This is a genomic window from Mesorhizobium sp. B2-5-13 (assembly GCF_006440535.1).
Taxonomy (GTDB): domain Bacteria; phylum Pseudomonadota; class Alphaproteobacteria; order Rhizobiales; family Rhizobiaceae; genus Mesorhizobium; species Mesorhizobium salmacidum.
Window position 1 is genome coordinate 23,660 of record NZ_VFUI01000023.1, and the last position, 24,178, is coordinate 47,837.

22 protein-coding genes and 1 riboswitch are annotated in these 24,178 nt (G+C 63.9%); of the genes, 10 read left to right on the forward strand and 12 right to left on the reverse strand.

Features of this window, described 5'->3' with window-relative positions; all coding sequences use genetic code 11:
• Positions 1-30: 30 nt before the first annotated feature.
• Complete coding sequence (gene serA / locus FJ434_RS25515) at positions 31-1,632, forward strand: phosphoglycerate dehydrogenase (RefSeq protein ID WP_027141812.1); 1,602 nt, start codon at positions 31-33, stop codon at positions 1,630-1,632.
• A 204-nt stretch (positions 1,633-1,836) separates the two neighbouring features.
• On the opposite strand, the gene FJ434_RS25520 is transcribed toward serA, so the two are convergent.
• Positions 1,837-2,754 (reverse strand): DMT family transporter, encoded by a 918-nt coding sequence (locus FJ434_RS25520; RefSeq protein ID WP_027141813.1) that lies wholly within the window; start codon positions 2,752-2,754, stop codon positions 1,837-1,839.
• 211 nt (positions 2,755-2,965) lie between these two features.
• On the opposite strand from FJ434_RS25520, the gene FJ434_RS25525 reads away from it, so the two are divergent.
• Both FJ434_RS25525 and FJ434_RS25530 read left to right on the forward strand, forming a co-directional pair.
• Entirely contained in the window at positions 2,966-4,264 is a 1,299-nt protein-coding gene (locus tag FJ434_RS25525; protein ID WP_140752019.1) for an adenylosuccinate synthase, read from the forward strand.
• A gap of 75 nt (positions 4,265-4,339) precedes the next feature.
• Positions 4,340-6,079, forward strand: a complete 1,740-nt coding sequence (locus FJ434_RS25530; protein WP_140752021.1) for a hypothetical protein — start codon at positions 4,340-4,342, stop codon at positions 6,077-6,079.
• 26 nt (positions 6,080-6,105) lie between these two features.
• Here the strand turns inward: FJ434_RS25530 and FJ434_RS25535 are convergent, their stop codons facing one another.
• From FJ434_RS25535 to FJ434_RS25550, 4 genes are read right to left on the reverse strand one after another with little or no spacing between them, the layout of a single operon-like run.
• Positions 6,106-6,405 carry a CcdB family protein gene (locus tag FJ434_RS25535; protein ID WP_140508989.1) on the reverse strand — a complete coding sequence of 100 codons (300 nt, stop codon included), beginning with the start codon at positions 6,403-6,405 and terminating at the stop codon, positions 6,106-6,108.
• On the reverse strand, positions 6,405-6,647 hold the full coding sequence (locus FJ434_RS25540; protein ID WP_181166098.1) for a type II toxin-antitoxin system CcdA family antitoxin: 243 nt from the start codon (positions 6,645-6,647) through the stop codon (positions 6,405-6,407). The genes FJ434_RS25535 and FJ434_RS25540 overlap by 1 nt, the downstream gene beginning before the upstream one ends.
• Positions 6,648-6,704: 57 nt before the next feature.
• Positions 6,705-8,525, reverse strand: a complete 1,821-nt coding sequence (locus tag FJ434_RS25545) for an ABC-F family ATP-binding cassette domain-containing protein (RefSeq protein ID WP_140713043.1) — start codon at positions 8,523-8,525, stop codon at positions 6,705-6,707.
• 1 nt (position 8,526) lies between these two features.
• A complete protein-coding gene (locus tag FJ434_RS25550) occupies positions 8,527-9,171 on the reverse strand; it encodes a thiamine diphosphokinase (protein WP_140713041.1) in 645 nt (214 codons plus the stop codon).
• Between the two features lie 87 nt (positions 9,172-9,258).
• Positions 9,259-9,373: riboswitch (TPP riboswitch) on the forward strand.
• Between the two features lie 43 nt (positions 9,374-9,416).
• Here FJ434_RS25550 and thiB point away from each other — a divergent pair.
• From thiB to FJ434_RS25570, 4 genes are all read left to right on the forward strand, one after another.
• Positions 9,417-10,415 carry a thiamine ABC transporter substrate binding subunit gene (gene thiB, locus FJ434_RS25555; protein WP_140508995.1) on the forward strand — a complete coding sequence of 333 codons (999 nt, stop codon included), beginning with the start codon at positions 9,417-9,419 and terminating at the stop codon, positions 10,413-10,415.
• A 23-nt stretch (positions 10,416-10,438) separates the two neighbouring features.
• Positions 10,439-12,106, forward strand: a complete 1,668-nt coding sequence (gene thiP, locus FJ434_RS25560; protein WP_140752023.1) for a thiamine/thiamine pyrophosphate ABC transporter permease — start codon at positions 10,439-10,441, stop codon at positions 12,104-12,106.
• Complete coding sequence (thiQ, locus tag FJ434_RS25565) at positions 12,099-12,875, forward strand: thiamine ABC transporter ATP-binding protein (RefSeq protein ID WP_140752025.1); 777 nt, start codon at positions 12,099-12,101, stop codon at positions 12,873-12,875. The genes thiP and thiQ overlap by 8 nt, the downstream gene beginning before the upstream one ends.
• A 232-nt stretch (positions 12,876-13,107) precedes the next feature.
• On the forward strand, positions 13,108-14,577 hold the full coding sequence (locus tag FJ434_RS25570; protein WP_140752027.1) for a M48 family metalloprotease: 1,470 nt from the start codon (positions 13,108-13,110) through the stop codon (positions 14,575-14,577).
• 16 nt (positions 14,578-14,593) lie between these two features.
• On the opposite strand, the gene FJ434_RS25575 is transcribed toward FJ434_RS25570, so the two are convergent.
• A complete protein-coding gene (locus FJ434_RS25575) occupies positions 14,594-15,457 on the reverse strand; it encodes an RNA polymerase factor sigma-32 (protein ID WP_027141824.1) in 864 nt (287 codons plus the stop codon).
• A gap of 71 nt (positions 15,458-15,528) precedes the next feature.
• Positions 15,529-15,714 (reverse strand): hypothetical protein, encoded by a 186-nt coding sequence (locus tag FJ434_RS25580; RefSeq protein WP_140752029.1) that lies wholly within the window; start codon positions 15,712-15,714, stop codon positions 15,529-15,531.
• 61 nt (positions 15,715-15,775) lie between these two features.
• Here FJ434_RS25580 and FJ434_RS25585 point away from each other — a divergent pair, with 61 nt between their 5' ends.
• From FJ434_RS25585 to FJ434_RS25595, 3 genes are all read left to right on the forward strand, one after another.
• Positions 15,776-16,549 (forward strand): amino acid ABC transporter substrate-binding protein, encoded by a 774-nt coding sequence (locus FJ434_RS25585; protein ID WP_140509004.1) that lies wholly within the window; start codon positions 15,776-15,778, stop codon positions 16,547-16,549.
• A gap of 134 nt (positions 16,550-16,683) precedes the next feature.
• Entirely contained in the window at positions 16,684-17,364 is a 681-nt protein-coding gene (locus FJ434_RS25590) for an amino acid ABC transporter permease (protein WP_140752065.1), read from the forward strand.
• Positions 17,361-18,131, forward strand: coding sequence for an amino acid ABC transporter ATP-binding protein (locus FJ434_RS25595; protein ID WP_140752031.1), 771 nt, complete (start codon positions 17,361-17,363; stop codon positions 18,129-18,131). The genes FJ434_RS25590 and FJ434_RS25595 overlap by 4 nt, the downstream gene beginning before the upstream one ends.
• A 78-nt stretch (positions 18,132-18,209) precedes the next feature.
• On the opposite strand, the gene FJ434_RS25600 is transcribed toward FJ434_RS25595, so the two are convergent.
• The 5 genes from FJ434_RS25600 to FJ434_RS25620 form a co-directional block, all read right to left on the reverse strand.
• Positions 18,210-18,791 carry a CarD family transcriptional regulator gene (locus tag FJ434_RS25600; RefSeq protein WP_006327799.1) on the reverse strand — a complete coding sequence of 194 codons (582 nt, stop codon included), beginning with the start codon at positions 18,789-18,791 and terminating at the stop codon, positions 18,210-18,212.
• A gap of 369 nt (positions 18,792-19,160) precedes the next feature.
• A complete protein-coding gene (fdxA, locus tag FJ434_RS25605) occupies positions 19,161-19,499 on the reverse strand; it encodes a ferredoxin FdxA (protein ID WP_013892564.1) in 339 nt (112 codons plus the stop codon).
• A gap of 236 nt (positions 19,500-19,735) precedes the next feature.
• On the reverse strand, positions 19,736-20,122 hold the full coding sequence (locus tag FJ434_RS25610; RefSeq protein ID WP_140752033.1) for an RNA-binding S4 domain-containing protein: 387 nt from the start codon (positions 20,120-20,122) through the stop codon (positions 19,736-19,738).
• Between the two features lie 10 nt (positions 20,123-20,132).
• Positions 20,133-23,534: a helicase-related protein gene (locus FJ434_RS25615; RefSeq protein WP_140752035.1), complete on the reverse strand. Its 3,402-nt coding sequence runs from the start codon at positions 23,532-23,534 to the stop codon at positions 20,133-20,135.
• A gap of 298 nt (positions 23,535-23,832) precedes the next feature.
• Positions 23,833-24,069: a hypothetical protein gene (locus FJ434_RS25620; protein ID WP_140752037.1), complete on the reverse strand. Its 237-nt coding sequence runs from the start codon at positions 24,067-24,069 to the stop codon at positions 23,833-23,835.
• Positions 24,070-24,178: the final 109 nt, after the last annotated feature.

Here is a 24,178-nt window from a genome sequence, read left to right on the forward strand (position 1 = left end):
CGGATCAATCCCATTTTCAAGGAGGCCGCCATGGCGCCCCGCGTTCTCGTCTCTGACAAACTCTCTCCCACGGCCGTGCAGATCTTCAAGGATCGCGGCGTCGAGGTCGACTATCTGCCCGATCTCGGCAAGGACAAGGAAAAGCTGCTCGAAGTGATCGGCCGCTATGACGGCCTCGCCATCCGCTCGGCGACCAAGGTCACCGAGAAGCTGATCAACGCCGCCACCAATCTCAAGGTCATCGGCCGTGCCGGCATCGGCGTCGACAATGTCGATATCCCTGCGGCAAGCCGCAAGGGTATCATCGTGATGAACACGCCCTTCGGCAATTCGATCACGACGGCCGAACACGCTGTGGCGATGATCTTCGCGCTCGCCCGCCAGATCCCGGAAGCCAACGCTTCGACCCATGCCGGCAAATGGGAGAAGAACCGCTTCATGGGCGTCGAGATCACCGGCAAGACGTTGGGCATCATCGGCTGCGGCAACATCGGTTCGATCGTCGCCACACGCGGCGTCGGGCTAAAGATGCATGTCATCGCCTTCGACCCCTTCCTGTCGGACAAGCGCGCCGAGGAGCTCGGCGTCGACAAGGTGGAACTGGACGAACTCTTCGCCCGCGCCGACTTCATCACCCTGCACACGCCGCTGACCGACAAGACCCGCAACATCATCGATGCGGCAGCCATCGCCAAGATGAAGAATGGCGTGCGCATCATCAACTGCGCCCGTGGCGGGCTGGTGGTCGAGGCCGACCTGGTCGCGGCGCTGAAGAGCGGCAAGGTGGCGGGCGCCGGCATCGACGTGTTCGAGGTCGAGCCAGCGGAGCAGAATGCGCTGTTCGGCATGGAGAACGTGGTGGCGACACCACACCTTGGCGCCTCGACGGCGGAAGCACAGGAGAATGTCGCGCTGCAGGTCGCCGAACAGATGGCCGATTATCTGATCAAGGGCGCGGTCTCCAACGCCATCAACATGCCCTCGATCACGGCGGAAGAGGCGCCGCGGCTGAAGCCGTTCGTCAAGCTCGCCGAAGTGCTCGGCGCCTTTGTCGGACAGGTCACCGAGGATCCGATCAGCGAGGTCGAGATATTGTTCGACGGCTCGACCGCGACGATGAACACCCGTGCGCTGATCAGTGCCGCCCTTGCCGGACTGATCCGGCCGCAGGTCGCCGACGTCAACATGGTCTCGGCGCCGATCATGGTGAAGGAGCGTGGCATCATCGTCGCCGAGGTCAAGCGCGACAAGTCGGGCGTCTTCGACGGCTATATCAAGCTCACCGTCAAGACCGAGCACAGGACCCGCTCGATCGCCGGCACCTGCTTCTCCGACGGCAAGCCGCGCTTCATTCAGATCAAGGGCATCAATCTCGACGCCGAGGTCGGCCAGCACATGCTCTATACGACCAATGCCGACGCACCAGGCATCATCGGGCTGCTCGGCACGGTGTGCGGCGAGAATGGCGTCAACATCGCCAACTTCCAGCTTGGGCGCAACCGACCCGGCGGCGACGCCATCGCGCTGCTCTATCTCGACGCGCCGTTCCCGGAAAAAGTGCTGGAGCAGGTGCGAGGCCACATGTCGATCGACTCGGCAAAGCGCCTCCAGTTCGACGTGGGCGGGATCTAGCTCTCCGCACCTCCCCAGGTGACAAGCACACGACGCCCCGTTTGCCGGCATGCATGCGGGGCGTTTCCATGACCGCCGGAACCGCCCGGCGGATGCGCCGTTGCCGACGGTGGCATGATTTGGAAGCCTCTAGTCAGCGGTTCAATGTTTGATGGAATCGCCGAACCGCTTCAACTCCTTACATGGCAATCCCTAGGGAAAGTGCTACGCGCGCTTCCTGGAATTGCTCTGGCCAGAAGCCATCTTGCGCCCGCTGTGTTCGGCGAGCCCGATGCCGCCCAGAACGAGAACCAATGCCAGCGCCTGATAGAGCTGAAAGGTCTCGCCAACGATCAGCACCGAAAGCAGCGTGCCGAAGATCGGCACCAGATTGATGAACAGGCCAGCGCGGTTGGCGCCGATGAGCTCGTTGCCCCTGATATATGTTATCTGCGAGATCACCGAAGCGCCGATCGCCGTGTAGACGATGACAGCCCAGCCGCGCGTATCGGGCACGATCACCTTGCCGGCGGCGGCTTCCCACAGGAAGAAGGGCAGCGAGGTGATGAGTGCGGCGAACGACATGGCCAGCATCAGGCTCTGCCAGCGCATCGCCGGCTTCAGCCGCAACCCGACCGAATAGCCGCTGTAGAGAACGACCGCGACCAGCATGATGGCGTCGCCGAAATTGAGTTCCAGTGTCAGCAGCCGGCGGGGATCGCCATGACAGGCCGTCAGGATGACGCCGAAGATGGTCAGCGCGACGCCGGCGATCTGCGCCCAGTTCACGCGCAGGCGGAAGAAAACGAAATTGGCTGTCATGATCAGGATCGGCATCGCCGCCTGTTCGATCGAGACATTGATCGCGGTGGTGTAATTCAGCGCGGTGTAGAAGATGGTGTTGAACAGGGTGAAGCCGCTGGCGCCCAACGCCGCCAGCACGAACCAGTGCCTGCGCACGACATGCCAATCCTCCTGGATCGTGCGCCAGCCGATCGGCAGCAGGATCGCCACGGCCAGCATCCAGCGCAGGAAGACCAGCGTCATCGGCGAGACGTGGTCGACCGCCAGCTTGCCGGCCACCGAATTGCCGCCCCACAGCAAGGTGGTGAGCAGCAGGAATATGTAGGCGCTTCGATGCATCGCGGGCTTCCGGCCGCGGGATGGGCTGCGGTGTTTGCCGGCCTATTGCCCCCACCAGCCCAAGTAAATGATGTCAAAGCCGGAAATTGTTGTGCCTCAGGGCATTTTTGGCGGCAAAGAAAGGTCGCACTCGCGAGGTCTTGACGCTATAGAGGCCTGTCGTTTCGAACCATATCCAAGCCGCGCGGCGGCGTCTCAAGGGAAAAGAAACATGGCCAATGTGGTGGTCGTCGGCTCGCAGTGGGGCGACGAAGGCAAGGGCAAGATCGTTGACTGGCTGTCGGAGCGTGCCGATGTGGTGGTGCGTTTCCAGGGCGGCCACAATGCCGGTCATACGCTGGTCGTCGACGGTAAGGTCTACAAGCTGTCGCTGCTGCCTTCGGGCGTCGTGCGGGAAGGCAAGCTGTCCATCATCGGCAATGGCGTGGTCTTTGATCCCCATGCTTTCGTCGCCGAAGTGGAGAAGCTCAAGGCGCAGGGTGTGGAAGTGACGCCGGATCGCCTGAAAATAGCCGAAAACACGGCGCTTATCCTGTCCGTACACCGGGAACTGGACGGATTCCGCGAGGATGCCGCTTCGAATTCCGGAACGAAGATTGGCACGACCCGACGCGGTATCGGCCCCGCCTACGAGGACAAGGTGGGCCGGCGCGCGGTTCGGGTGATGGATCTGGCGGATTTGGAAACTTTGCCCCTGAAGGTCGACAGGCTGCTGACGCACCACAATGCGCTGCGTCGCGGGCTCGGCCACGCCGAAGTCACGCATGACGCGATCATGCAGGAATTGACCTCGGTCGCGAACAACATCCTGCCCTATATGGATCGCGTCTGGAAGGTGCTCGACGACAAGCGCCGCGCCGGCGAGCGCATCCTGTTCGAGGGCGCGCAAGGCACGCTGCTCGATATCGACCACGGCACCTATCCGTTCGTCACCTCGTCCAACACGGTCGCCGGCCAGGCCGCAGCCGGCTCCGGCGTCGGCCCGGGCGCCATCGGCTACGTGCTCGGCATCACCAAGGCCTACACGACGCGCGTCGGCGAAGGTCCGTTCCCGACCGAGCAGAAGAACGAGGTCGGCGAGTTCCTCGGCACGCGCGGCCATGAATTCGGTGTCGTCACCGGGCGCAAGCGCCGCTGCGGCTGGTTCGACGCGGTGCTGGTGCGCCAGGCGGTCGCCGTCAACGGCATCAAAGGCATCGCGCTGACCAAGCTCGACGTGCTCGACGGGCTGGACGAGATCAAGGTCTGTACCGGCTACAGGCTCGACGGCGAGACGATCGACTATCTGCCGGCAAGCCAGGGCGCGCAGGCCCGCGTCGAACCCATCTACGAGACGCTGGAAGGCTGGAAAGGCACCACCGCCGGCGCACGCAGCTGGAACGATCTTCCGGCCCAGGCCGTCAAATATGTCCGATACATAGAGGAGTTGATCGGCGCGCCGGTCGCGCTCCTCTCCACCAGCCCGGAACGGGACGACACGATACTTGTGACCGATCCGTTTCAAGACTAGTTTCTGAAGCCTTTCCGGGCATCGCGGCTGATTTGCGGGGGCCGGCGCGGAGGCAAAATACAGGTCGACTGACGCATGGCAGATTTCGTTGCTGTTCTGAAAAACGCGTTCGAGAAGCACGGCGACGAGACGCCCGAGAAGCGTACGCGCATCTATAACAGCGTTCGCGCCATGCTGGCGAAGAAGCTTGCGGAATATTCGCCGCCGCTGGCTCCCGAGGCCATAGACAAACAGAAACGCTCGCTGGACGACGCCATTGCCGGCGTCGAGCGTGAGTACGTCAAAAGCGTTCCGGAGACGGATCCGCTCGCGGAACTGGAACACATCTTTTCCTCCATCGACCGTAACAAGAACCAGTCGAGCCACGTCAAGCAGCCAGTCAAGGCCGAACCGGTTCCCGCTTCCTCTCCGTATCGGCCCGCCCCTGCCGCGGCCAGCCCGGCGCCGTACAAACCGGCGCAGCCCATGGCGAATCCCGAGCCCTACCGGCCTGCTCCAGCCGCCAAATCCGAGCCAGGCTGGCAAAGGCCGACGCCGGTGCAGCCCGCTCCGGACTTTTCGGAAAAGACCTTGCCGGGGATGGACGCGAATCGGGATGACGACCAGGACGATGTCTTTGCCGATGACGAAGCGTCGGCGGGCGCCGACACTTTCGAGCGTTCGCGCCCGGCTGAACGCAAGCGCAGCTATGGCGGGTTGATCGCCGCCGTCGTCGCATTGCTGGTCGTTGCCGGCGGCGGTTACGGCATCTGGCTGAACAAGGATGCCTTCGGCAAGATGCTGGGCATGGACGGCAGCAAGGTTGTTGCCAAGACCGAACCGGTGAAAACGACGCCGGCCAAGCCGGCAACCGATGCCGCGGCCGCGCCTCCGGCGCCCGCGACAGGCGCCGAAGGCACGAAATTCACGCAGCGGCTGACGCCTGAAGGCGGCGAAACCGATCCCGGCCCGGCGGGTGGGCAGAGCGGCATAGGCGAGGGCGAATCCGTCGCCGCGTTGACGACGCCGCCAACGGCAACGAATGCGCCGGCCACGGCAGCGCCGGCGGTTCCCGCGCCGGCTGCCAATACGCCGGCTGCCGGTACGCCCGCGGCGGGCGCGCCAGCCGCGACCACGCCCGCGGCGGGCACCCCGCCCGCGACACCACCCGCCAATGGAACCGCGCCCGCGGCCCCGGCCGGTGCCGCCGCCACGCCGCCGCCCGCGCCGGCAGGCGCCACGCCGGCGGCACCGGCCGCGGCTGCTGCGCAGACCGCGGTTCCGGTCGGCCAGAAGGCGATCTTCTATGAGGAGCGCACCAGCACCGCGCAGGGTTCGGCCGAGCCCGGCAGCATCGTCTGGTCGCTGGTGCAGGAATCGCCCGGCGGCGACCTGCCGCCCGAGCCGGCGATCCGTGCCGAGGCGACCATACCCGGCAAGGACATCCAGCTGCGCATGACAATCCGTCGCAACACCGACCAGACCCTGCCGGCCAGCCATATCATCGAGATGATCTTCCTGACGCCCGACGGCTTCGAGGGCGGCGGCGTCGACAACATATTGCGCGTCGCCATGAAGAGCTCCGAACAGGATGCCGGCAGCCCGCTGATCGGCATCCCGGCCAAGATCGCCGACGGCTTCTTCCTCGTCGCGCTCAACGATACCAAGGCCGACGAAGACGCCAACATGACCCTCTTGCGCGGCCAGGACTGGATCGACGTGCCGGTGGTCTACAAGACCGGACGGCGGGCATTGCTGACCATGGAAAAGGGCCTTCCCGGCGAGAAGGTGTTCGACGAGGCGATCAAGGCCTGGCAGGCCAAGACGGCGGGTTGAGAAGACGGCGCAACGGTCGCCTTCGTTCAGAAACCCTGGAACAGCATGTCGAGTGCGGCGGCGATTTCGTCGTGATGCCGGGAAAGATTTCCTTCGACGTCCGGCAATTCGGAGGCCGACAAGGCTGAGATGAATTGTGTGACCATCACATGGTCTTTGCCGTCGATGGCGAAGGTCGGGTTTAGTCGGCGGCCCGGCACCGGAGCCATATTGGGCGGCATCAACGGAATGACGACTCTCGTGGTCAACCTATCAAGAAGGTCGGACTGAACATCGAGGAGATAACCGTTGCCGTCGATATTCCGATAAAGATCGTAACGTGCCATCAAAACAGCCGGTATTTGGCCAATGGCAGTCCGTTGCGCTCCACGTAGGCGTTGGAACTTTCAATCGCTTCCTTGTTCTCTTCTTGCCAACGGCGCGTTTTTTCCGCTGCAATTGCCTTGGCAATACCTGCTTCGGCAGCGCGGGAGATGTTGATGCCCAGCGCTTTGGCATCTTCGATCAGCTGGGCGTCAATGGACGTGTTGACCGACTTTCGCTGAGATTTCTGTGTCGATTGCAGCATGGAAATTGCCTTCCTTTATGCGCATAATATATGCGCGCCCAAGGCCGCATGCAATCTTCACCCTTCCATCTCTTCCCGCAGCATTTCAAGCTCCAGCCATTCTTCCTCGAGCGCCGCCAACGTGGCGCGCTCCTTGTCGAGGGCGGCGATCGTCTTCTGGAACGAGGCCGGATCGCGCTCGTAATAGGCCGGATCGGCGATGTTGTTTTCCAGCCGCGAGATCGATGCGGTCACCGCCTCGATCTTCTTGGGTAGGGACTCCAACGCGAACTTCTGCTTGAACGACAGTTTCTTCGCCGGCCCTTTCGGCGCCGCCGGCTCGCTCCTGCCCGACGTGGGCACATCGCCGGCTTCCGCCTTGGGACGCGCTTTTCGGTCGTCCAGCCTGGTGCCGCCGCGTTGCGCCAGCATGTCGGAATAGCCGCCGGCATATTCGACCCAGCGGCCGCCGCCGTCCGGCGCGATGATGCTGGTGACGGTACGGTCGAGGAAATCACGGTCGTGGCTGACCAGGATGACGGTGCCGGCAAAACCGGCAACCAGTTCCTGCAGCAGTTCCAGTGTCTCCATGTCGAGATCGTTGGTCGGCTCATCGAGCACCAGAAGGTTCGCCGGCCGTGCCAGCACGCGCGCCAGGATCAGCCGCGCCCGCTCGCCACCGGAAAGCTCACGCACAGGGGTGCGGGCCTGTTCCGGCTTGAACAGGAAATCCTTCATGTAGGAGACGACATGGCGCTGCTCGCCATTGATGACGAGATTTTCGCCGCGCCCGTCGGTCAGATATTGCGCCAGCGTCTCCTGCGGATCGACCGCCTCGCGCTTCTGGTCAAGCGTGGCGATTTCCAGATTGGTTCCGAGCCGTACCGAACCGGCATCCGGCGCCAATTCGCCGGTCAGCATCTTCAGAAGTGTCGTCTTGCCGGCGCCGTTCGGCCCGACAAGACCGACGCGGTCGCCGCGCTGGATGCGGGTCGAGAACCCCTTGACCACGGTGAGATCACCAAAGCTCTTCTCGATGTTCTTGGCTTCGATCACCAGCTTGCCGGATTCGGCGGCGTCGCTTGCCACCATGGTCGCGGACCCTTCGGCGCCGCGATGGCCGCGAAAGCGCTGGCGCATGGTCTGCAGTTCGCCCAATCGGCGCATGTTGCGCTTGCGCCGCGCCGTCACGCCATAGCGCAGCCAGTGCTCCTCGCGCACGATCTGGCGGCCGAGCTTGTGCTGCTCGCGCTCTTCCTCTTCCAGCACCAGGTCGCGCCATTCCTCGAAATGGCCAAAGCCCTTGTCCAGCCTGCGGGTCTGGCCACGGTCGAGCCAGACGGTGGCGCGCGACACGCGTTCGAGGAAGCGGCGGTCATGCGAAATGACGATGAGCGCCGAGGAAGTCCGGACGAGCTCTTCTTCCAGCCATTCGATGACCGACAGATCAAGATGGTTAGTCGGCTCATCAAGAAGCAGAATGTCGGGCTCCGGCGCCATGACGCGGGCAAGGGCGGCGCGCCTGGCCTCGCCGCCGGACAGGTCTCCTGGCCGTTCCTCGCCCGACAGGCCGAGATGCTCCATCAGATAGCTGGCGCGGTAGGGATCGTCGGCTGGCCCGAGCCCCCCTTCGACATAGGCCCGCACATTGGCGAAGCCGTCCATGTCTGGCATTTGCGGCAGATAGCGCACTGTCGCGGAAGGCTGGCGGAACACCTCGCCGTCCTGCGGCTCGACCAGGCCGGCGGCGATTTTGAGCAGCGTCGACTTGCCGGACCCGTTGCGGCCGACCAGCGCGATCTTGTCGCCGGCCGAAGCGGTCAAGGCGGCGCCGTCGAGCAGCGGTGTGCCGCCAAAAGTCAGTTTTATCCCGTCGAGATTGAGAAGAGGCGGGGCCATGTCAGCTTTCAGGCAAAGGATAGGGATGGGCGAGCAGCAGGGCTCGGCCATGGCGAAGCGCGATATCGAGGCGGCCCTTGACCTCGTTGGAAACGGTCAACGATGAACCGAAAGCCACCTCGACCTTGTCGAGCGGCCATTTGGCGCCGGTGACGGTCAGGCCGGAGAGTTCGGAGAAGCCAAGGATCGAAAACAGCGTGCCGTCGGCATAATCGAAGCCGGCCCTGCCGAGCAGCAAGGGGACAGCCTCCTGGGCACCGCTGGTCAGAAGCACATCCGTTCCGGCTTCGGCCAACCGCAGACCAAGCGCCAGGTGCAGGAAGGCGTGGTCGGCGCGCTTGCCGCCGAAGGCGCCCGCCAGCACAAGGCGCGTCGCCCCGCGTTCAAGGGCTGCCGCGATCGCCAGTTCGCCGTCGGTCTTGTCCTTTTCCGCCGGGAAGGTTTGCCGCGGCACCGCGGCCAGGTGGGCGGGCAGATGGGGCGGCACGGAATCGAAATCGCCGACCCACAGTTCCGGAACAAGGGCCAGCATCCGCGCGTGGCCGATGCCGGCGTCGGCGGCGATGACGCGCGAGCCTTCGACCTGGCGGTCAAGCCGGGGCGTGCGGATGAGATCGCCGCCAAGCAGGATGGTGAATGTGCTCATATCCCGTCGCCCTTACCAGCCCGGCACGGGAAACGGAAGGCGGCAAACTCCCACTTGCGTGTCCCGTCGGCCGGGCTTATGTGTCGAAACGCTCTAACGGGGTGCCGGACGCGACTTTCGCGGGCCGGCTGAGAGGCAGTCTCGCCAACCCGCTGAACCTGATCCGGTTTGTACCGGCGGAGGGATTAGACGTTTCGGACAATCCGACGCCTCAATTCCTTTCAACGCAAACGAAGGAGGCGCCGATGCGCACGCTTTTATATTCCCTCATCGCGGCCACTGTAGTGACCCTGTCCGGACCAGCTTTGGCCAAGGACAAGCTCACCGTCTACACCTATGAGAGCTTCACCGCCGACTGGGGTCCAGGCCCGGTGGTGAAGAAGGAATTCGAGGCCGAATGTGGCTGCGATGTCGAATTCGTCTCGGTCGCCGATGGCGTGGCGCTGCTCAACCGCGTCAAGCTGGAAGGCGCTTCGACCAAGGCCGATATCGTGCTCGGCCTCGACACCAATCTCACCGCCGATGCCAAGGCGTCGGGCCTGTTCGCGCCGCACGGCGCGGTGAGCGATGTCAATGTGCCGGGCGGCTGGAGCGACGATACTTTCGTCCCCTTCGACTACGGATATTTCGCTGTCGTCTACGATACCGAAAAGCTGAAGACGCCGCCGAAAAGCCTGAGGGACCTGGTCGAGGGCAGTGCCAATGACAAGATCGTCATACAGGACCCGCGCACGTCGACGCCCGGTCTCGGCCTGCTGTTGTGGGTGAAGTCGGTCTATGGCGACAAGGCGCCGGAAGCCTGGGCCAAGCTCAAGGCCAAGGTGCTGACGGTGACGCCGGGCTGGAGCGAGGCCTATGGCCTGTTCACCAAGGGCGAGGCGCCGATGGTGCTGTCCTACACCACCTCGCCGGCCTACCACATGGTCGCCGAGAACACCGAGCGCTACCAGGCGGCATCCTTCGAAGAGGGCGAGTACCTGCAGATCGAAGTCGCCGGCATCACCACGACAGGCGCCAAGAACCCGCTGGCGGCCAAGTTCATGGCTTTCATGACCGGGCCGAAATTCCAGGACGCCATCCCGGAGACCAACTGGATGTTCCCAGCCGGCAAGACCGGCAAGCCGCTCAACCCTGCCTTCGACAAACTGGTCAAGCCGACCAAGACCTTGCTGTTCAGCCCGGAGGAAGTCGCGGCCAACCGCAAGGCCTGGGTGGACGAATGGCTGGCGGTGATGAGCAAGTAGATTTTGTGGGCGAGTCTCGTAAGATGACCGCCAAGGAACACAATGTTTCCCAAGTCGATCGTTGGTTCTCAGTGCAAACCCGCTCTGACCCCCGCATCACAGCCGGCATTGTCGCGCTTGCCGCAACCTCGCTGCTGATCGGCGGCGCTTTTGCCGGGCTGCTCGCCGAAGGCGCCTACGATTTTTCCGGCGCCTGGGCCGCCTTCGATCCTTACCTCTTCCGTGTCGTGCGCTTCACGCTCTGGCAGGCGGCCCTGTCGACGCTGCTCTCGGTCGGGCCTGCCCTGTTGGTGGCGCGGGCGCTGTCGCGGCATCCACGTTTCCCCGGCCGCGCCTTCATCCTGCAGCTCTTCGCCGTGCCGCTGGCTCTGCCGGCGATCGTCGCGGCGCTCGGCATACTGGCGCTCTACGGCCGAGCCGGTTATTTCGCCGGTCTGTCCAACTGGGTCGGCGGCCAGGGTTGGCCGGGCATCTACGGCCTCTCCGGCATTCTCGTTGCCCATGTCTTCTTCAACCTGCCATTGGCTACCCGCCTTCTCCTGGAGGCGCTGCAAACCATCCCCTCAGACCAGTGGCGGCTGGCGAGCCAGCTCGGCATGGGAGCGCGACCGGCGTTGCGGCTGATCGAATGGCCGACGCTGCGGGCCGCCTTGCCTGGTGCCGCCGGACTTGTCTTCATGCTCTGCATCACATCCTTCACCATCGTGCTGACGCTCGGCGGCGGACCGGCCGCGACGACGCTGGAGGTCGGCATCTATCAGGCATTGCGCTTCGATTTCGATCCCGCGCGGGCTGTCGCGCTGACATTGTTGCAGATCGCGCTGACCTTTGTCGTGGTGCTGGCGTTGGCCCGGCTTGGCGCCAACGTGGCCGGCGACGCCAACCTGTCGGTCGCGCCGCGCCGCTATCTCTTGGTCAACAGGACTGAGGCCGTGCTGAATGCCCTGCTCATCGGGCTGGCGCTGCTGTTCGTCGTGGGACCCATGGCGGCAACCGTAGCGGCCGGATTGGGCGCCGATCTCGGCCGGCTGGCCGGTGAGGCCACTGTCCGGCAAGCGACACTGACCAGTGCCGTGCTCGCGTTCCTGTCGGCGTTGCTTTCGGTGATGCTGTCGCTGGCTCTCACAATGGCGCGGAGGGCGCTGGCATTGAACCGCCGCTCCGGCTCAAGGACACTGCTCGAACATGCCACCGATACCGGCGCCGGGTTTGTGCTGGTCGTGCCGCCGATCGTCATCGGCGCCGGCTGGTTCCTTCTGTTGCGCCATCTCGGCGATGTCTTTGCTGTCGCCCCGCTCATGGTCGTCACCGTCAACGCCGTCATGGCGATGCCTTTCGCGCTGCGCGCCGTCCGTCCCGCCTATGATGCGGCAAGCGAGCGTCACGAGCGGCTCTGCGCGCAGCTCGGAATTTCCGGCTGGTCAAGGCTGTGGCTGGTCGACTGGCCGTCGCTTCGGCGGCCGCTCGCCACCGCCTTTGCCTTCGCCATGGCGCTGTCGCTTGGCGATCTCGGCGTGATCGCCCTGTTCGGCAGTGATTCCGTGCAGACCTTGCCCTACCTTCTCCTGGCGCGCATGGGCAGCTACCGCACGCAGGACGCCGCCGGCCTGGCGTTGTTGCTGGGCCTTGTCTGCCTGGCGCTGGTGCTGGCAGCGGATCGGCTGGGAAAGGGGATGGCCCGCGATGTCTGACGGGGCGGCTGACGGCAAAGGGGTTCCGGTGCGGCTGGACAAGGTCTCGTTCAGTTATGGCGAGGCGTTGTTCGCCTTCGATGTCGGATTCACCGCGACGCAGATCACCGCCATCATGGGGCCGAGCGGTTCGGGAAAGTCGACGCTGCTCAATCTGGTGGCCGGGTTCGAGACGCCGAGATCCGGCCGCGTACTGATCGGCGGGGCCGACATAGGTGCCGAGCCGCCGGCCATGCGGCCGGTGTCGATGGTATTCCAGGAAAACAATCTTTTCGCCCATCTTTCTGTCCAGCAAAATGTCGGGCTCGGCCGTTCGCCATCGTTACGGTTGACGGATACAGACCACGCCGATATCGCGGGCGCCCTTGCACGCACCGGCCTTGCCGACAAGGAGAAGCGGCTGCCGCGCGAGCTTTCGGGCGGCGAGCGTCAGCGCGTCGCCCTGGCCCGCGTGCTGGTGCGTGACCGCCCGGTGCTGCTGCTCGACGAACCCTTCGCCTCGCTTGGGCCCGCCTTGCGCGACGACATGCTCGACCTGGTTGCCAGCCTCCATGCCGAGCGTGGCATGACGGTGCTGTTCGTCACGCACCAGCCGCAGGATGCCCGCCGCATCGCGCAGAAAGTGGTGTTTCTGGACAATGGCACCATCGCTGCCTCAGGCACCTCGGAGGATTTCTTTGCAGGGGCTGGGCCGGAGGCGTTCCGGCGCTATATCGGTGCCGGTGCCGGGGATGCGTTATCACGAGATATTGCCCGGAAGCGGACATAATTTACGCTCAAACCGGCTTGAGGCGATGTGGCGCTTGCTTGCCATGACTGGAGTAGTGTGGCTAGGTCCGCTCGATACCGGTCCGGCACAGGCCGTGATTTGCCTACAGCATCTGCTGCCCGCCCCGAGGGGCGCGTGACGGACGCTGTAGCAGTTTGTTTTGCGCATGCCGTGGTCATGCGCAAGGACCTGAAAGGAAGCCATTCTGGCGATCAGCGCTGACAGGCTACGAATGAATCCGCTGGCGCGGTTCCTGGCGCTGGCTGGCTTTGCCGTGGCGCTGGCAAGCTGCCAGATGTTCACGCCTCCCGAGGTCCAGGAATCCGGCTTCCAGCCATCCGACAAGCCGATCACAGTGGACAATGTCGCCGCCAACAACAAGCTTGCCGAACTCGCCAAGGCGCAGCATCCGCGCATCCTTGCAACGTATGGCGGCGAATATTCCGATCCCAAGCTCGAGCGCATGGTCGCCAAGGTGGTCGGCAATTTGACCGTGGTATCGGCCAACCCGACCCAGACCTATCGCATCACCATCCTCAATTCGCCCAACGTCAACGCCTTCGCGCTGCCGGGCGGATATCTCTACATCACGCGCGGCCTCTTGGCGCTGGCCAATGATTCGTCCGAGCTCGCCGCCGTCATCGCGCATGAAATGGGCCACGTCACCGCCAATCACGGCCTGCAGCGCCAGCAGCTGGAGGCCGAGGAAGGCCTGGCGACCAAGGTCGTTTCCGATGTGCTCGGCGACAGCCCGACCGCCAAGGCAGCACTGATTCGCGGCAAGCTCAGGCTGGCGCAGTTCTCGCGCAACCAGGAACTGGAGGCGGACGCCATCGGCATCAAGTCGATCGGCGAAGCCGGCTACGATCCCTATGCCGCCGGCCGCTTCCTGCAGTCGATGTCGGCCTACACCGATTTCCGTTCGATCAGCGGTGCCACGGACGCCAGCCTCGATTTTCTGGCCACCCACCCCAACACGCCGCAACGCATCGATCTGGCACAGCGCCACGCCCGCCAGTTCGGCGCGCCCGGTTTCGGCACGCGCGACCGCGATTCCTTCCTCGCCGGCGTAGACGGCCTGCTTTATGGCGATACGCCGGAAGAAGGCTATGTGCGCGGCGAAACCTTCCTGCATCCGGGCCTCGGCGTGTCGTTCACCGTGCCGGACGGTTTCATCATCGACAATTCAGCGGCAGCGGTTACGGCGACCGGTCCGGGCGACATAGCGATCCGCTTCGACGGCGTTTCGATCGACAAGAACCGCGCCCTGACCGATTATATCAGAAGCGGCTGGGTGGCTGGCCTTGACGACAGCACCGTCAAGCAGGAAACCATCAACGGCAATGAGGCGGCGACCGCGCACGCAGGCGCCGAAGGCTGGCAGTTCGATATCGCGGTGATCCGGGCCGGAGGCCAGGTCTACCGGTTGCTGACCGCGGCTCCCTCGGCCAGCACCTCGCTGGAGACGGTGGCTCGCTCGGTCAGCGGCTCCTTCCGCATTCTCAGTCCCGCCGAAAAGGCGGCACTGAAGCCACTGCATATTCGTGTGCTCACCGTGCAGCCGGGACAGACCATGGGTTCGCTTGCTGCCCAGATGGTGGGGGTCGACCGCAAGCTCGACCTGTTCCGCGTGCTCAACGCGCTGTCGCCGGGGGCCGCGGTTTCGGCCGGCGACAAGGTCAAGATCGTCACCGACAAGTAAGCGCCCGTTGCGGGAATCAGGCGGCAGTCGCCATGAATTCGGGGTTCTGCTTCACCAGCGCAACCTTGAGCTTTTCCATGGCGCGGGCCTCGATCTGGCGCACGCGTTCCTTGGAGATGCCGAGCGTTTCGCCGAGAGCCTCAAGCGTGGCGCCCTCGTCGGTAAGCCGGCGTTCCTCGATGATGCGGAGTTCGCGAGCGTTGAGAGCTTGAAGCGCCTCCCTCAGCCAGAGCGAGCGGCGCGCGACGTCGATCTTGTCGCCGACAATCTCGTCGGGCAAGGGATCGTCCGAGACCAGGAAGTCCATCCGCTCGGTCGCACCCGCATCGTCGGCAAGCGGCACGTTGAGCGAGGAGTCGGGCGCCGACAGGCGTGAATCCATCAACTCCACATCAGCTTCGGAAACGCCGAGCGCAACCGACACCTCGCGGTAAAGAGTTGTGTTGGAGAGCGGTTCGGCGCCGTTCGCGAGACGGGCACGCAAGCGCCTGAGATTGAAGAACAGGGCCTTTTGCGCCGAACTGGTGCCGCCGCGCACGATCGACCAGTTGCGCAGGATGTAGTCCTGCATCGAAGCGCGAATCCACCACGTCGCGTAGGTCGAAAACCGCACCTCGCGCTCCGGCTCGAAGCGGGCGGCGGCCTCGAGAAGACCGACATGGCCTTCCTGGATCAAGTCACCGAGCGGCAGGCCGTAATGACGGAATTTCGAGGCCATCGAAATGACCAGACGCATATGGGCAACGGTGATGCTGTGCAACGCATTCTGGTCGTTGTCCTCTTTCCAAAGCAGTGCCAGCCGATGCTCCTCGTCGCGTTCGAGGTAAGGCGCCCTCATTGCCGCGCGGACCATGACCCGACCTGCCGTGTCTTCCATCATAAGGCGCTCCTTGGCTCAGGCGTGCGAATGACAAACTGGCAGGAACCGGCTTGAAATGACGGCGTCGTGCCCTAGAACAGCCAAAACTGCCGTGCGCGGGAAAGGTTCCGCTGGCGCAGGCAGGCGAGCGATGACGTCCGGGCAATTTCGGCACGGCTGCCCGGAATCCCGGTGCTGCAACGAAATTCCTTTTGGAGTATTTGATTTCTGGAATTAGCCTTTTTTGAAATTTCGTTCCTTATTTTTTCGACCTGCATCTGTCATTTTCCAGCCCTCACAACATGCCTGATATCAGGCCAAGGACGGGATCACAGAAAAATGAAATGGCTGAAGTCGCTCATCATCGCCGGAACGCTGCAGGCCCTGACGGTCGCATCGGGGCATGCCGGCGCCAATCTCGACCAGATCAAGCAGGCCGGCGTCATCAAGGTCGGTACGGAAGGCACTTACGCTCCGTTCACCTATCATGATGCATCCGGAGCGCTCGTCGGATTCGACGTCGAAATCGCCAAGGCGATCGCCGACAAGCTCGGCGTCAAGGCGCAGTTCCTCGAGGGCAAGTGGGACGGTCTGATCGCCGGCCTCGACGTCAACCGCTATGATGCCGTCATCAACGAAGTCGGCATCACCGATGCCCGCAAGGCCAAGTATGATTTCTCCGATCCCTACATCGCCTCCAAGGCGGTGCTGATCGTGCGCGGCGACAATACCGACATCAAGACTTTCGCCGATCTCAAGGGCAAGAAGTCGGCGCAGTCGCTAACCTCCAATTTCGGCAAACTGGCCGAGTCGAATGGCGCCGAACTGGTCGGCACGGATGGCTTCGACCAGTCGATCCAGCTGCTTTTGACCGGCCGTGCCGACGCCACCATCAACGACAGCCTGTCGTTCCTCGACTTCAAGAAGCACAAGCCCGACGCCAATGTGAAGATCGCCGCCCAGGAAGAGAATGCCGATTACTCCGGCGTCATCGTGCGCAAGGGCGATCCGGAGCTGGTCGCGGCCATCAACAAGGCCCTGGCCGACATCAAGGCCGACGGCACCTACCAGAAGATCGCCGACACCTATTTCGGCCAGGACGTCTCGAAGTAGTTCATAAGGGGGCGGTTGTCGCCCCGCAGCCCATCCAGCGGCGAGCCGTCTTTGACGGCTCGCCGCTTTTGTCGTGATATGGCTGACGCATTCGCGCTTCGATGACGCTGCCCGTCCCTTCCGGAGGATATTTCGTGCCGCACTGGCTGCAACTGATGCTGGATTCGCTGCCCTCGCTGCTGTGGGCAGCGTTGATCTTCACCGTGCCGCTGACGCTGCTGTCCTTCGTGCTCGGCCTGACGGTGGGATTGGGCGCAGCGCTCGGCCGGCTGTTCGGGCCGAGGCCGCTGGTGGCGCTCGTGCGCTTCTATGTCTGGATCTTCCGCGGCACGCCGCTCCTGGTGCAGCTGTTTCTGATCTTCTACGGCCTGCCGTCGGTCGGCATCCTGCTCGACGCCTTTACCGCGGCGCTGATCGGCTTCACGCTCAATATCGGCGCCTACACGTCGGAAATCATCCGGGCGGCGATCGGCTCGGTGCCGAAAGGCCAGTGGGAGGCCGCCTATTCGATCGGCATGACCTGGAGCCAGGCGATGCGGCGCACCATCCTGCCGCAAGCCGGCCGGGTGGCGGTGCCGCCGCTCTCCAACACCTTCATCTCGCTGGTCAAGGACACGTCGCTGGCCGCCGCCATCACCGTGCCGGAGATGTTCCAGGCGGCGCAGCGCATTGTCGCCACCACCTATGAGCCGCTCATCCTCTATGTCGAGGCGGCGATCCTCTATCTGGCGATGAGTTCAGTGCTTTCGGCCTTGCAGACACGGCTGGAGGAGCGGCTCAACCGCTATGGCGGCTTCCTGGAGGCACGCTCATGATCGGCCTCACCAACATCGAAAAGCGTTTCGGCGACAATCTCGTGCTGAAGGGGGTGACGGTTGCCATCGCCGAAGGCAGTGTCACCGCGCTGGTCGGGCCTTCGGGCGGGGGAAAAAGCACGCTGCTGCGCTGCATCAACCTCCTGGAGATCCCAACATCGGGCACGGTGCGGATCGGCGACGAGACGCTCGAGTTCCGTCCCGGCGGGAAGGTGTCGGCGGCGGACATAAGGCGTCTGCGCCTGCAGACCGGCATGGTGTTCCAGAATTTCCAGCTGTTTCCGCACCGTACCGCCATCGAAAATGTCATGGAGGGGCTGGTCACGGTGCTGAAATGGCCGGAGGCGCGCGCCCGCGAGCGGGCGCTCGCGCTGCTGGAAAAGGTCGGGATGGCGCACAAGGCGGATGCCTGGCCGGCGACGCTGTCGGGTGGCCAGCAGCAGCGCGTGGCGATCGCCCGGGCGCTGGCGCCGTCGCCGAAGGTGCTGCTGTGCGACGAACCGACTTCGGCACTCGACCCGGAACTGGCGCAGGAGGTGGTCGATGTGCTGAGTCAGCTCGCCAGCGAGGGAACGACCATGGTGATAGCGACGCATGATTTGCGCCTCGCCTCCAAGATCGCCCAGGAAGCGGTGTTCCTCGACGCCGGCGTCATCGTCGAGCAGGGGTCATCCGCCACGCTGTTCGGCAATCCGGAGCGTGAAAGGACCAAGCGGTTCATCGCCACGCTGAAGCAGGAGGCGGCGGAGAAGAAGGCCGGCGCATAGGCGCGGCAATCTCCGGCAATCCCAAAGACAAAAAACCCGGCGCGAGGCCGGGTTTTCGTTAACTCGAAGGCGAAAAGCTCAGGCGGCTTCTTCCTGCTCGGCTTCCTCATTGTCGGCCTTGGCGCCACGCTTGGGGCCTTTGTTGAGGTTGACCTCGATCAGGCGCACGGCTTCGGTTTCCGACATGCGGTTGACGGCCGCGATCTCGCGAGCCATGCGGTCGAGCGCCGCCTCGTAGAGCTGGCGTTCGGAATAGGACTGCTCCGGCTGGTTGTCGGCACGGTAGAGGTCGCGCACGACTTCCGAGATCGAGATCAGGTCGCCTGAATTGATCTTGGCATCATATTCCTGGGCACGGCGCGACCACATGGTGCGCTTAACGCGGGCGCGACCCTGCACGACCTTCAGCGCGCGCTCGACATAATCCTCTTCCGACAGCTTGCGCATGCCGATCGAGGTCGCCTTGGCGACCGGCACCTTCAGGCGCATCTTATCCTTCTGGAAGTCGATGACGAACAGTTCCAGCTTGTGGCCGGCCACTTCCTGCTCATCGATCGAGACGATCTGCCCGACGCCATGCGCCGGATAGACGATGTACTCGCCGGTCTTGAAACCGTGACGCGCGGCAGTGGACTTCTTCTGCGGGGTGATCGTTGCCATTACGCCCTGAACTCCTTGTTGTGGGCCGGCGGCGGTGCCGGCTGAACTCGCGTGATCGGGGTCACCGACCATTAGCCGCACAACAGATGAACCCACCGGAAAGGCCGGGACCGGCAAACCGCACGAACTGCAGCCGCCTAGCCCAGATCGCTCTGGTCCGGAATGGGATTTTCACCTTTCAGTGATTTGGGGCGTCTGCGCCATAAATCGACGTTGTGTCACCGGCATGTTTTGTTGATGTAACACAAAAAGTCGGAAGAATCAAGGTTTTGCTGCGTAAGCGAAGGCCACAACCAAACGCCGCCTGTCAAGGCGGTTAATCCGACGGGCCTATTACGCTGCGTGATACGAGCCTTTACAGCGGCGTTGTCAATCGCCTTCGCCCGGCTCGGCGGAGAAGTATTTCTCGAACTTGCCGGCCTCTCCGTCGAAGGTCTTGGCGTCGGCCGGCGGCTCCTTCTTGGCGGTGATGTTGGGCCATTTCTCGGCGTATTCGGTGTTGATCTGCAGCCATTTGTCGAGGCCGGACTCGGTGTCGGGCTTGATCGCGTCGGCCGGGCATTCCGGCTCGCAGACGCCGCAGTCGATGCACTCGTCGGGATGGATGACGAGCATGTTCTCGCCCTCGTAGAAACAGTCGACCGGACAGACCTCGATGCAGTCCATATATTTGCATTTGATGCAGTTGTCGGTCACGACATAGGTCATCGGTCGGCTCCGGGATGTCCCGTTTTTGTTGGCTTTTTTTGTGAGGTAACGCCTTTATCGGCCGCTTGCAAGGGTGGCCATTCCCATCCGCGCCAGGGTTTGGGAATGGAATTCCAGGCGGCCGGTGCCACGAGGGCCTGACATGCCCCACCGGCCGTCGCGTTTGCCGCTCCCGCTTCTGCTTTTTGTTTGTCTTTGCCCTCGGGAAACACACACCCGCGTCTGGTCGACAAGGCTCAATCTTCGCCGAGCAATCGGTCGGTCTGGCGGCGCTCTTTTTTGGTCGGGCGGCTGCTGCCTGCCTCGCGCAGCGCAGGGATAGCATCGGGAAGGGCGTCGGCCTTGGATGCGGGCGGCGGCGACATGTCTTCATAAAGTGTGCGGGCTTCCTCGGCCGGGCCACGCCGCACACCGGCGCCGAGCACCTTCCAAACGAAGATACGCCGGTCGAGCGTGATGGTCAGCACATCGCCTGGCTTGACCAGATCGGAAGCCTGCGCTGCTTTGTCGCGATTGATGCGCACGCGGCCGGCTACAACCAATTTGGCCGCCAGCGAGCGCGATTTCACCGCGCGCGAGAAGAACAGCCATTTGTCGATGCGCTGGCGGTCTTCAGCAACCATCGAAGTGAGCCTACTTCTTTAATTGGTCGCGTAAGGCTGCGAGCTTGGCGAAGGGGGAATCCGGGTCGACGCGCACCGGGCGCTCCTCGCGCGGCTTGGGCTGGAAGGCGGGCTTTCCGCCCCCCTTGCCGCGATCGGGGCCCTTGCCTTCCGGCCTGCCACCCTTCCAGTCGGGCCGGCCTTCGCCGCGCTCGGGACGCTCGCCTTGCGGCTTGGGCTTGAACTTCGAGCGGTCGAAGCGTGGCTTGCCGGCGCCGTCGCGGCGTCCTTCATGGGCCGGACGGTCCGCGGGAGCGCCTGTTGCCGGTGCACCGGCGGCATCGGCCGTCGCATTGCCTCGGCCGCGCGCCTGTCCGTTCTGCGGGCGGTTGTTGCGGCCGTCGCGATGGCGCGGACGCTGGTCAAAGCGACCTTGGCGCCACAACAGGATCGGCTTTGGCGCTTCGGCTTCCTGCGCGTGTTCGCCGGCAGCGTCCGCAACTGCCACTGGTTCGGTGGCTTCCGTCGGCGCGGAGGCCTCGACGGTCGGCTCCGCCGCTGCGGCGTTCTCTTCTGTGGGCGCGGCGTCAATCTCGGCAGTTTCAGGTTCGGCCTGCGGTTCAACCGGCGCCGGCTCGACCGGTTCAACGGCGGCTTCGGCTACCGGCGCCTGTTCGCCCGCAACTTCGGCCGCGGCTTCCGCCTGTTCTTGCGCGACAGGCTCTGCCGCCGTTTCCGCGATGACCTCGGCCGGAGCTTCGATGGCGGCCTCGGCGGCTGCCGTTGCCGAACCCTCGACCGCTGCCTCCGCGGCCGCATCTACAGCGCCGGCTTCCGTTACTGCGGCTTCCACTGCCGCCTCTTCCGCCGCCTTGGCCTGTTCCGCGCGGGCTGCCTCTTCGGCTGCCTGCTTGGCTGCGGCGGCTTCCCGCGCGGCAGTGTCCTGCGCTTCCAGCCGTGCCTTGACTTCAGCAGCCGGTTTCGGCTCGGCGCGATAGCCTAGGCCCTTGAGGATCTCTTCCATGTCGTCGGCGGTGGCTCCGAGGATCGACATCATCGGCGGCGTCACCATAAAAGACTGGCCGTCATAGGCGCCGTCCGGTCGCTGGCCGAGGCCGGGCTTCCAGTTGGTCGCCGGGCGGATCAGGTCGGCCAGCCGCTCGAGAATGTCGATGCGTACGGCGCGGCGGCCGAGATTGCGGTAGCCGGCAAGCTTATAGAACGCCTTGTCGAAGGCCGGATCGATGACCACCGAGGTGCGACCCGACGCCAGCGCATGGACGACGTCGCCGAAGCCAGGCTTGTCCTTGCCGTCGTTCTTCAGCGCCCACAGTAAGGTCACCAGTCCGGCGGGGGCCGGCTTGATCAGCGCCGGCACGAAGACGTGGTAGGCACCGAAGCGCACGCCGAGCCGGCGAAGTGCCGCGCGACCTTCCTGGTCGAGCGACTTCATCTCCTCGGCGATGTCGCGGCGATTGATGAGGCCGAAATTCTCGACCAGCTGGAAGGCGATGCCGCGGCCGATGCCGGAAATCTGCTCGGCATTCTTCAGGTCAACCAGTGGCTTCAGCAGGGATTCGATCTGGAAATTGACGAAGCGTTCGGCGCGCGCGGCGACCCTGTCGCGCGCCGGGCCCGTCAGCTGTTCGTCTGCCAGCAGCACCAGACGCGGCTTCAGCGCGTCCTCGCCCGAAACCAGCGTGCCGATCGGCGCGCCGATCCAGCGCAGCGTGCCGTCCGAACCGAGCGCGAGATCGCCATTGGCGCAGGCGCCGAAGCGCTCCGCGCGTGCCTCGAATTCGGCGGCCAGCGCCTTTTGCGCGGCCGTGCGCACGGCCTTGGCGTCCTCGCCGCCGGCGGTCTGGTCGGCGGTGAAGCGGAACCCTTGCAACTCGCCGACATGATGGCCTTCGACAAGGACGGTTCCGGTAGGGCTGATTTCGGCTTCAGGCATGGTATTTTCTCTAAGGCGCCGCATGAGGACGGAAGTCCTGCGGTCTACGAAGCGTTTCGTCAACCGCTCATGCAGCGCATCCGACAATCTGTCTTCGATTTCGCGCGTCTTTTCCCGCCAGTGTGCCTGATCGGCCAGCCAGCCGGGCCGGTTCGACACGAATGTCCAGGTGCGGATCTGGGCAATGCGGTGCGACAGCGTATCGATGTCGCCCTCGGTGGTGTCGGCGCGGCGCACCTGCTCGGCCATGTAATTTTCGTCGACATGGCCATGCCGGGCGAGGTCCATGTAGATCGAGGCGATGAGATCGGCATGCTGGGCCGGCGCAATCTTGCGATAGTCGGGCAGCGCGCAGGCTTCCCACAGCAGCGCCACACGTTTGGCGTTGGTTGCGAGCGCGCGGATGTCCTCGTCGCGGGAGAGATGTTCGAGCGCTTGTGCATCGACGGCCGGCAGCGCGCGTGTCAGGCCCTCGACTGGGGCGTTGGTTTCGATCGACCGCTTCAGCGCATCGAGGCTGGCGAAATCGAATTGCGCGGTGCGCCATTGCAGCACCTTCACCGGGTCGAAGTCATGGCCCTCGATCTTCTGGACCAGATCCTCGTCGAGCGGATCGACCTGGCCGGTGACGCCAAACGTGCCGTCGCGCAGATGCCGGCCGGCGCGGCCGGCGATCTGGCCGAGTTCGGCCGCCGTCAGATTGCGGTACTGGTAGCCGTCGAACTTGCGGTTCTGGGCAAAGGCGACATGGTCGAGATCGAGGTTAAGCCCCATGCCGATCGCGTCGGTGGCAATGAGGTAGTCGACATCACCCGACTGGAACAGCGCCACCTGGGCATTGCGGGTGCGGGGCGACAGCGCCCCGAGCACGACGGCGGCACCGCCCTGCTGGCGGCGGATCAGCTCGGCGATGGCGTAGACCTCGTCGGCGGAGAAGGCGACGATCGCGGTACGCCGTGGCAGGCGGGTCAGTTTCTTGGAGCCGGCATAGGCCAGATGCGACAGCCGCGGCCGCGTCACCACGGAGATGCCCTTCAGCAGCCGCTGGAGGATGCCGTGCATGGTGGCCGCGCCGAGCAGCAGCGTTTCCTGGCGGCCGCGCAGATGCAGGATACGGTCGGTGAAGATATGGCCGCGCTCGAGGTCGCCGGCCAGTTGCACCTCGTCGATGGCGACGAAGGCGGCGTCGGTCTCGCGCGGCATGGCTTCGACGGTGCAGACCGAATATTTGGCGCCTTGCGGCTGGATCTTCTCCTCGCCGGTGATCAACGCCACCTTGTGGGCGCCGACCTTCTCGCAGACGCGGGTGTAGACCTCGCGCGCCAGCAGCCTCAGCGGCAGGCCGATGACGCCGGTTTCGTGCGCCACCATGCGCTCGATGGCGAGATGGGTCTTGCCGGTGTTGGTGGGGCCAAGCACTGCGGTCACGTCGCGGCCCGACAGGATCAGCGGCTCGGTGTGTTTCTGCTGGATGTTCATCGGCTCGGAAATAAGGCTTTCTGGCCTCTCGTGGTCGGGAGCGTGCCTGGACGGCGCGTATGACAGCCGACACATAGGGATTTCGGGCGCGAAGCGAAAGCGGAATGTTCCAACCGGTTTCCGAAGACGTCCGCGTCAGCCCGCAAATCAGCCCTTGCTTAACAGTTGGAACGAGTCTGGAACGAATCAGCGACGAATCGGTGACTCCGTCAGGTTCAGCTTTTGTTCACGGCTAGATATGGATTTTGGGACCTCGAGTCTCACCACATGCTGAATCACCGGATTGGCCCGTTTTATGCTAGGCGGGCTTTGCCGTTAATCTTTGCCTGTGAAGGATGCGGGAGGATCGGTATGCCCCGCTCAAAGTTATGAAATCGTTAATCTTTCTGAACTCGACATTAAGGAATAGCAGGCGATCGCGGCCATTAATGTTAACATTGCGCTCAAAGCCGGAACGAATCGGCGACAAATCAGCGTCAGCGGTTTTTTCTCCTTTTGTTCCCCCAATATCTTGTGTTGTGAACAGCTTATCCACCGAGAATCCACAGGCTTGACCACAGGGTTTCGCACAGACGCGCTGCCGCCATTAACCTTTGCGTGCCGGAACAGGACATGTCGGTTGGGAGGTCCGATAATGTCGTGAT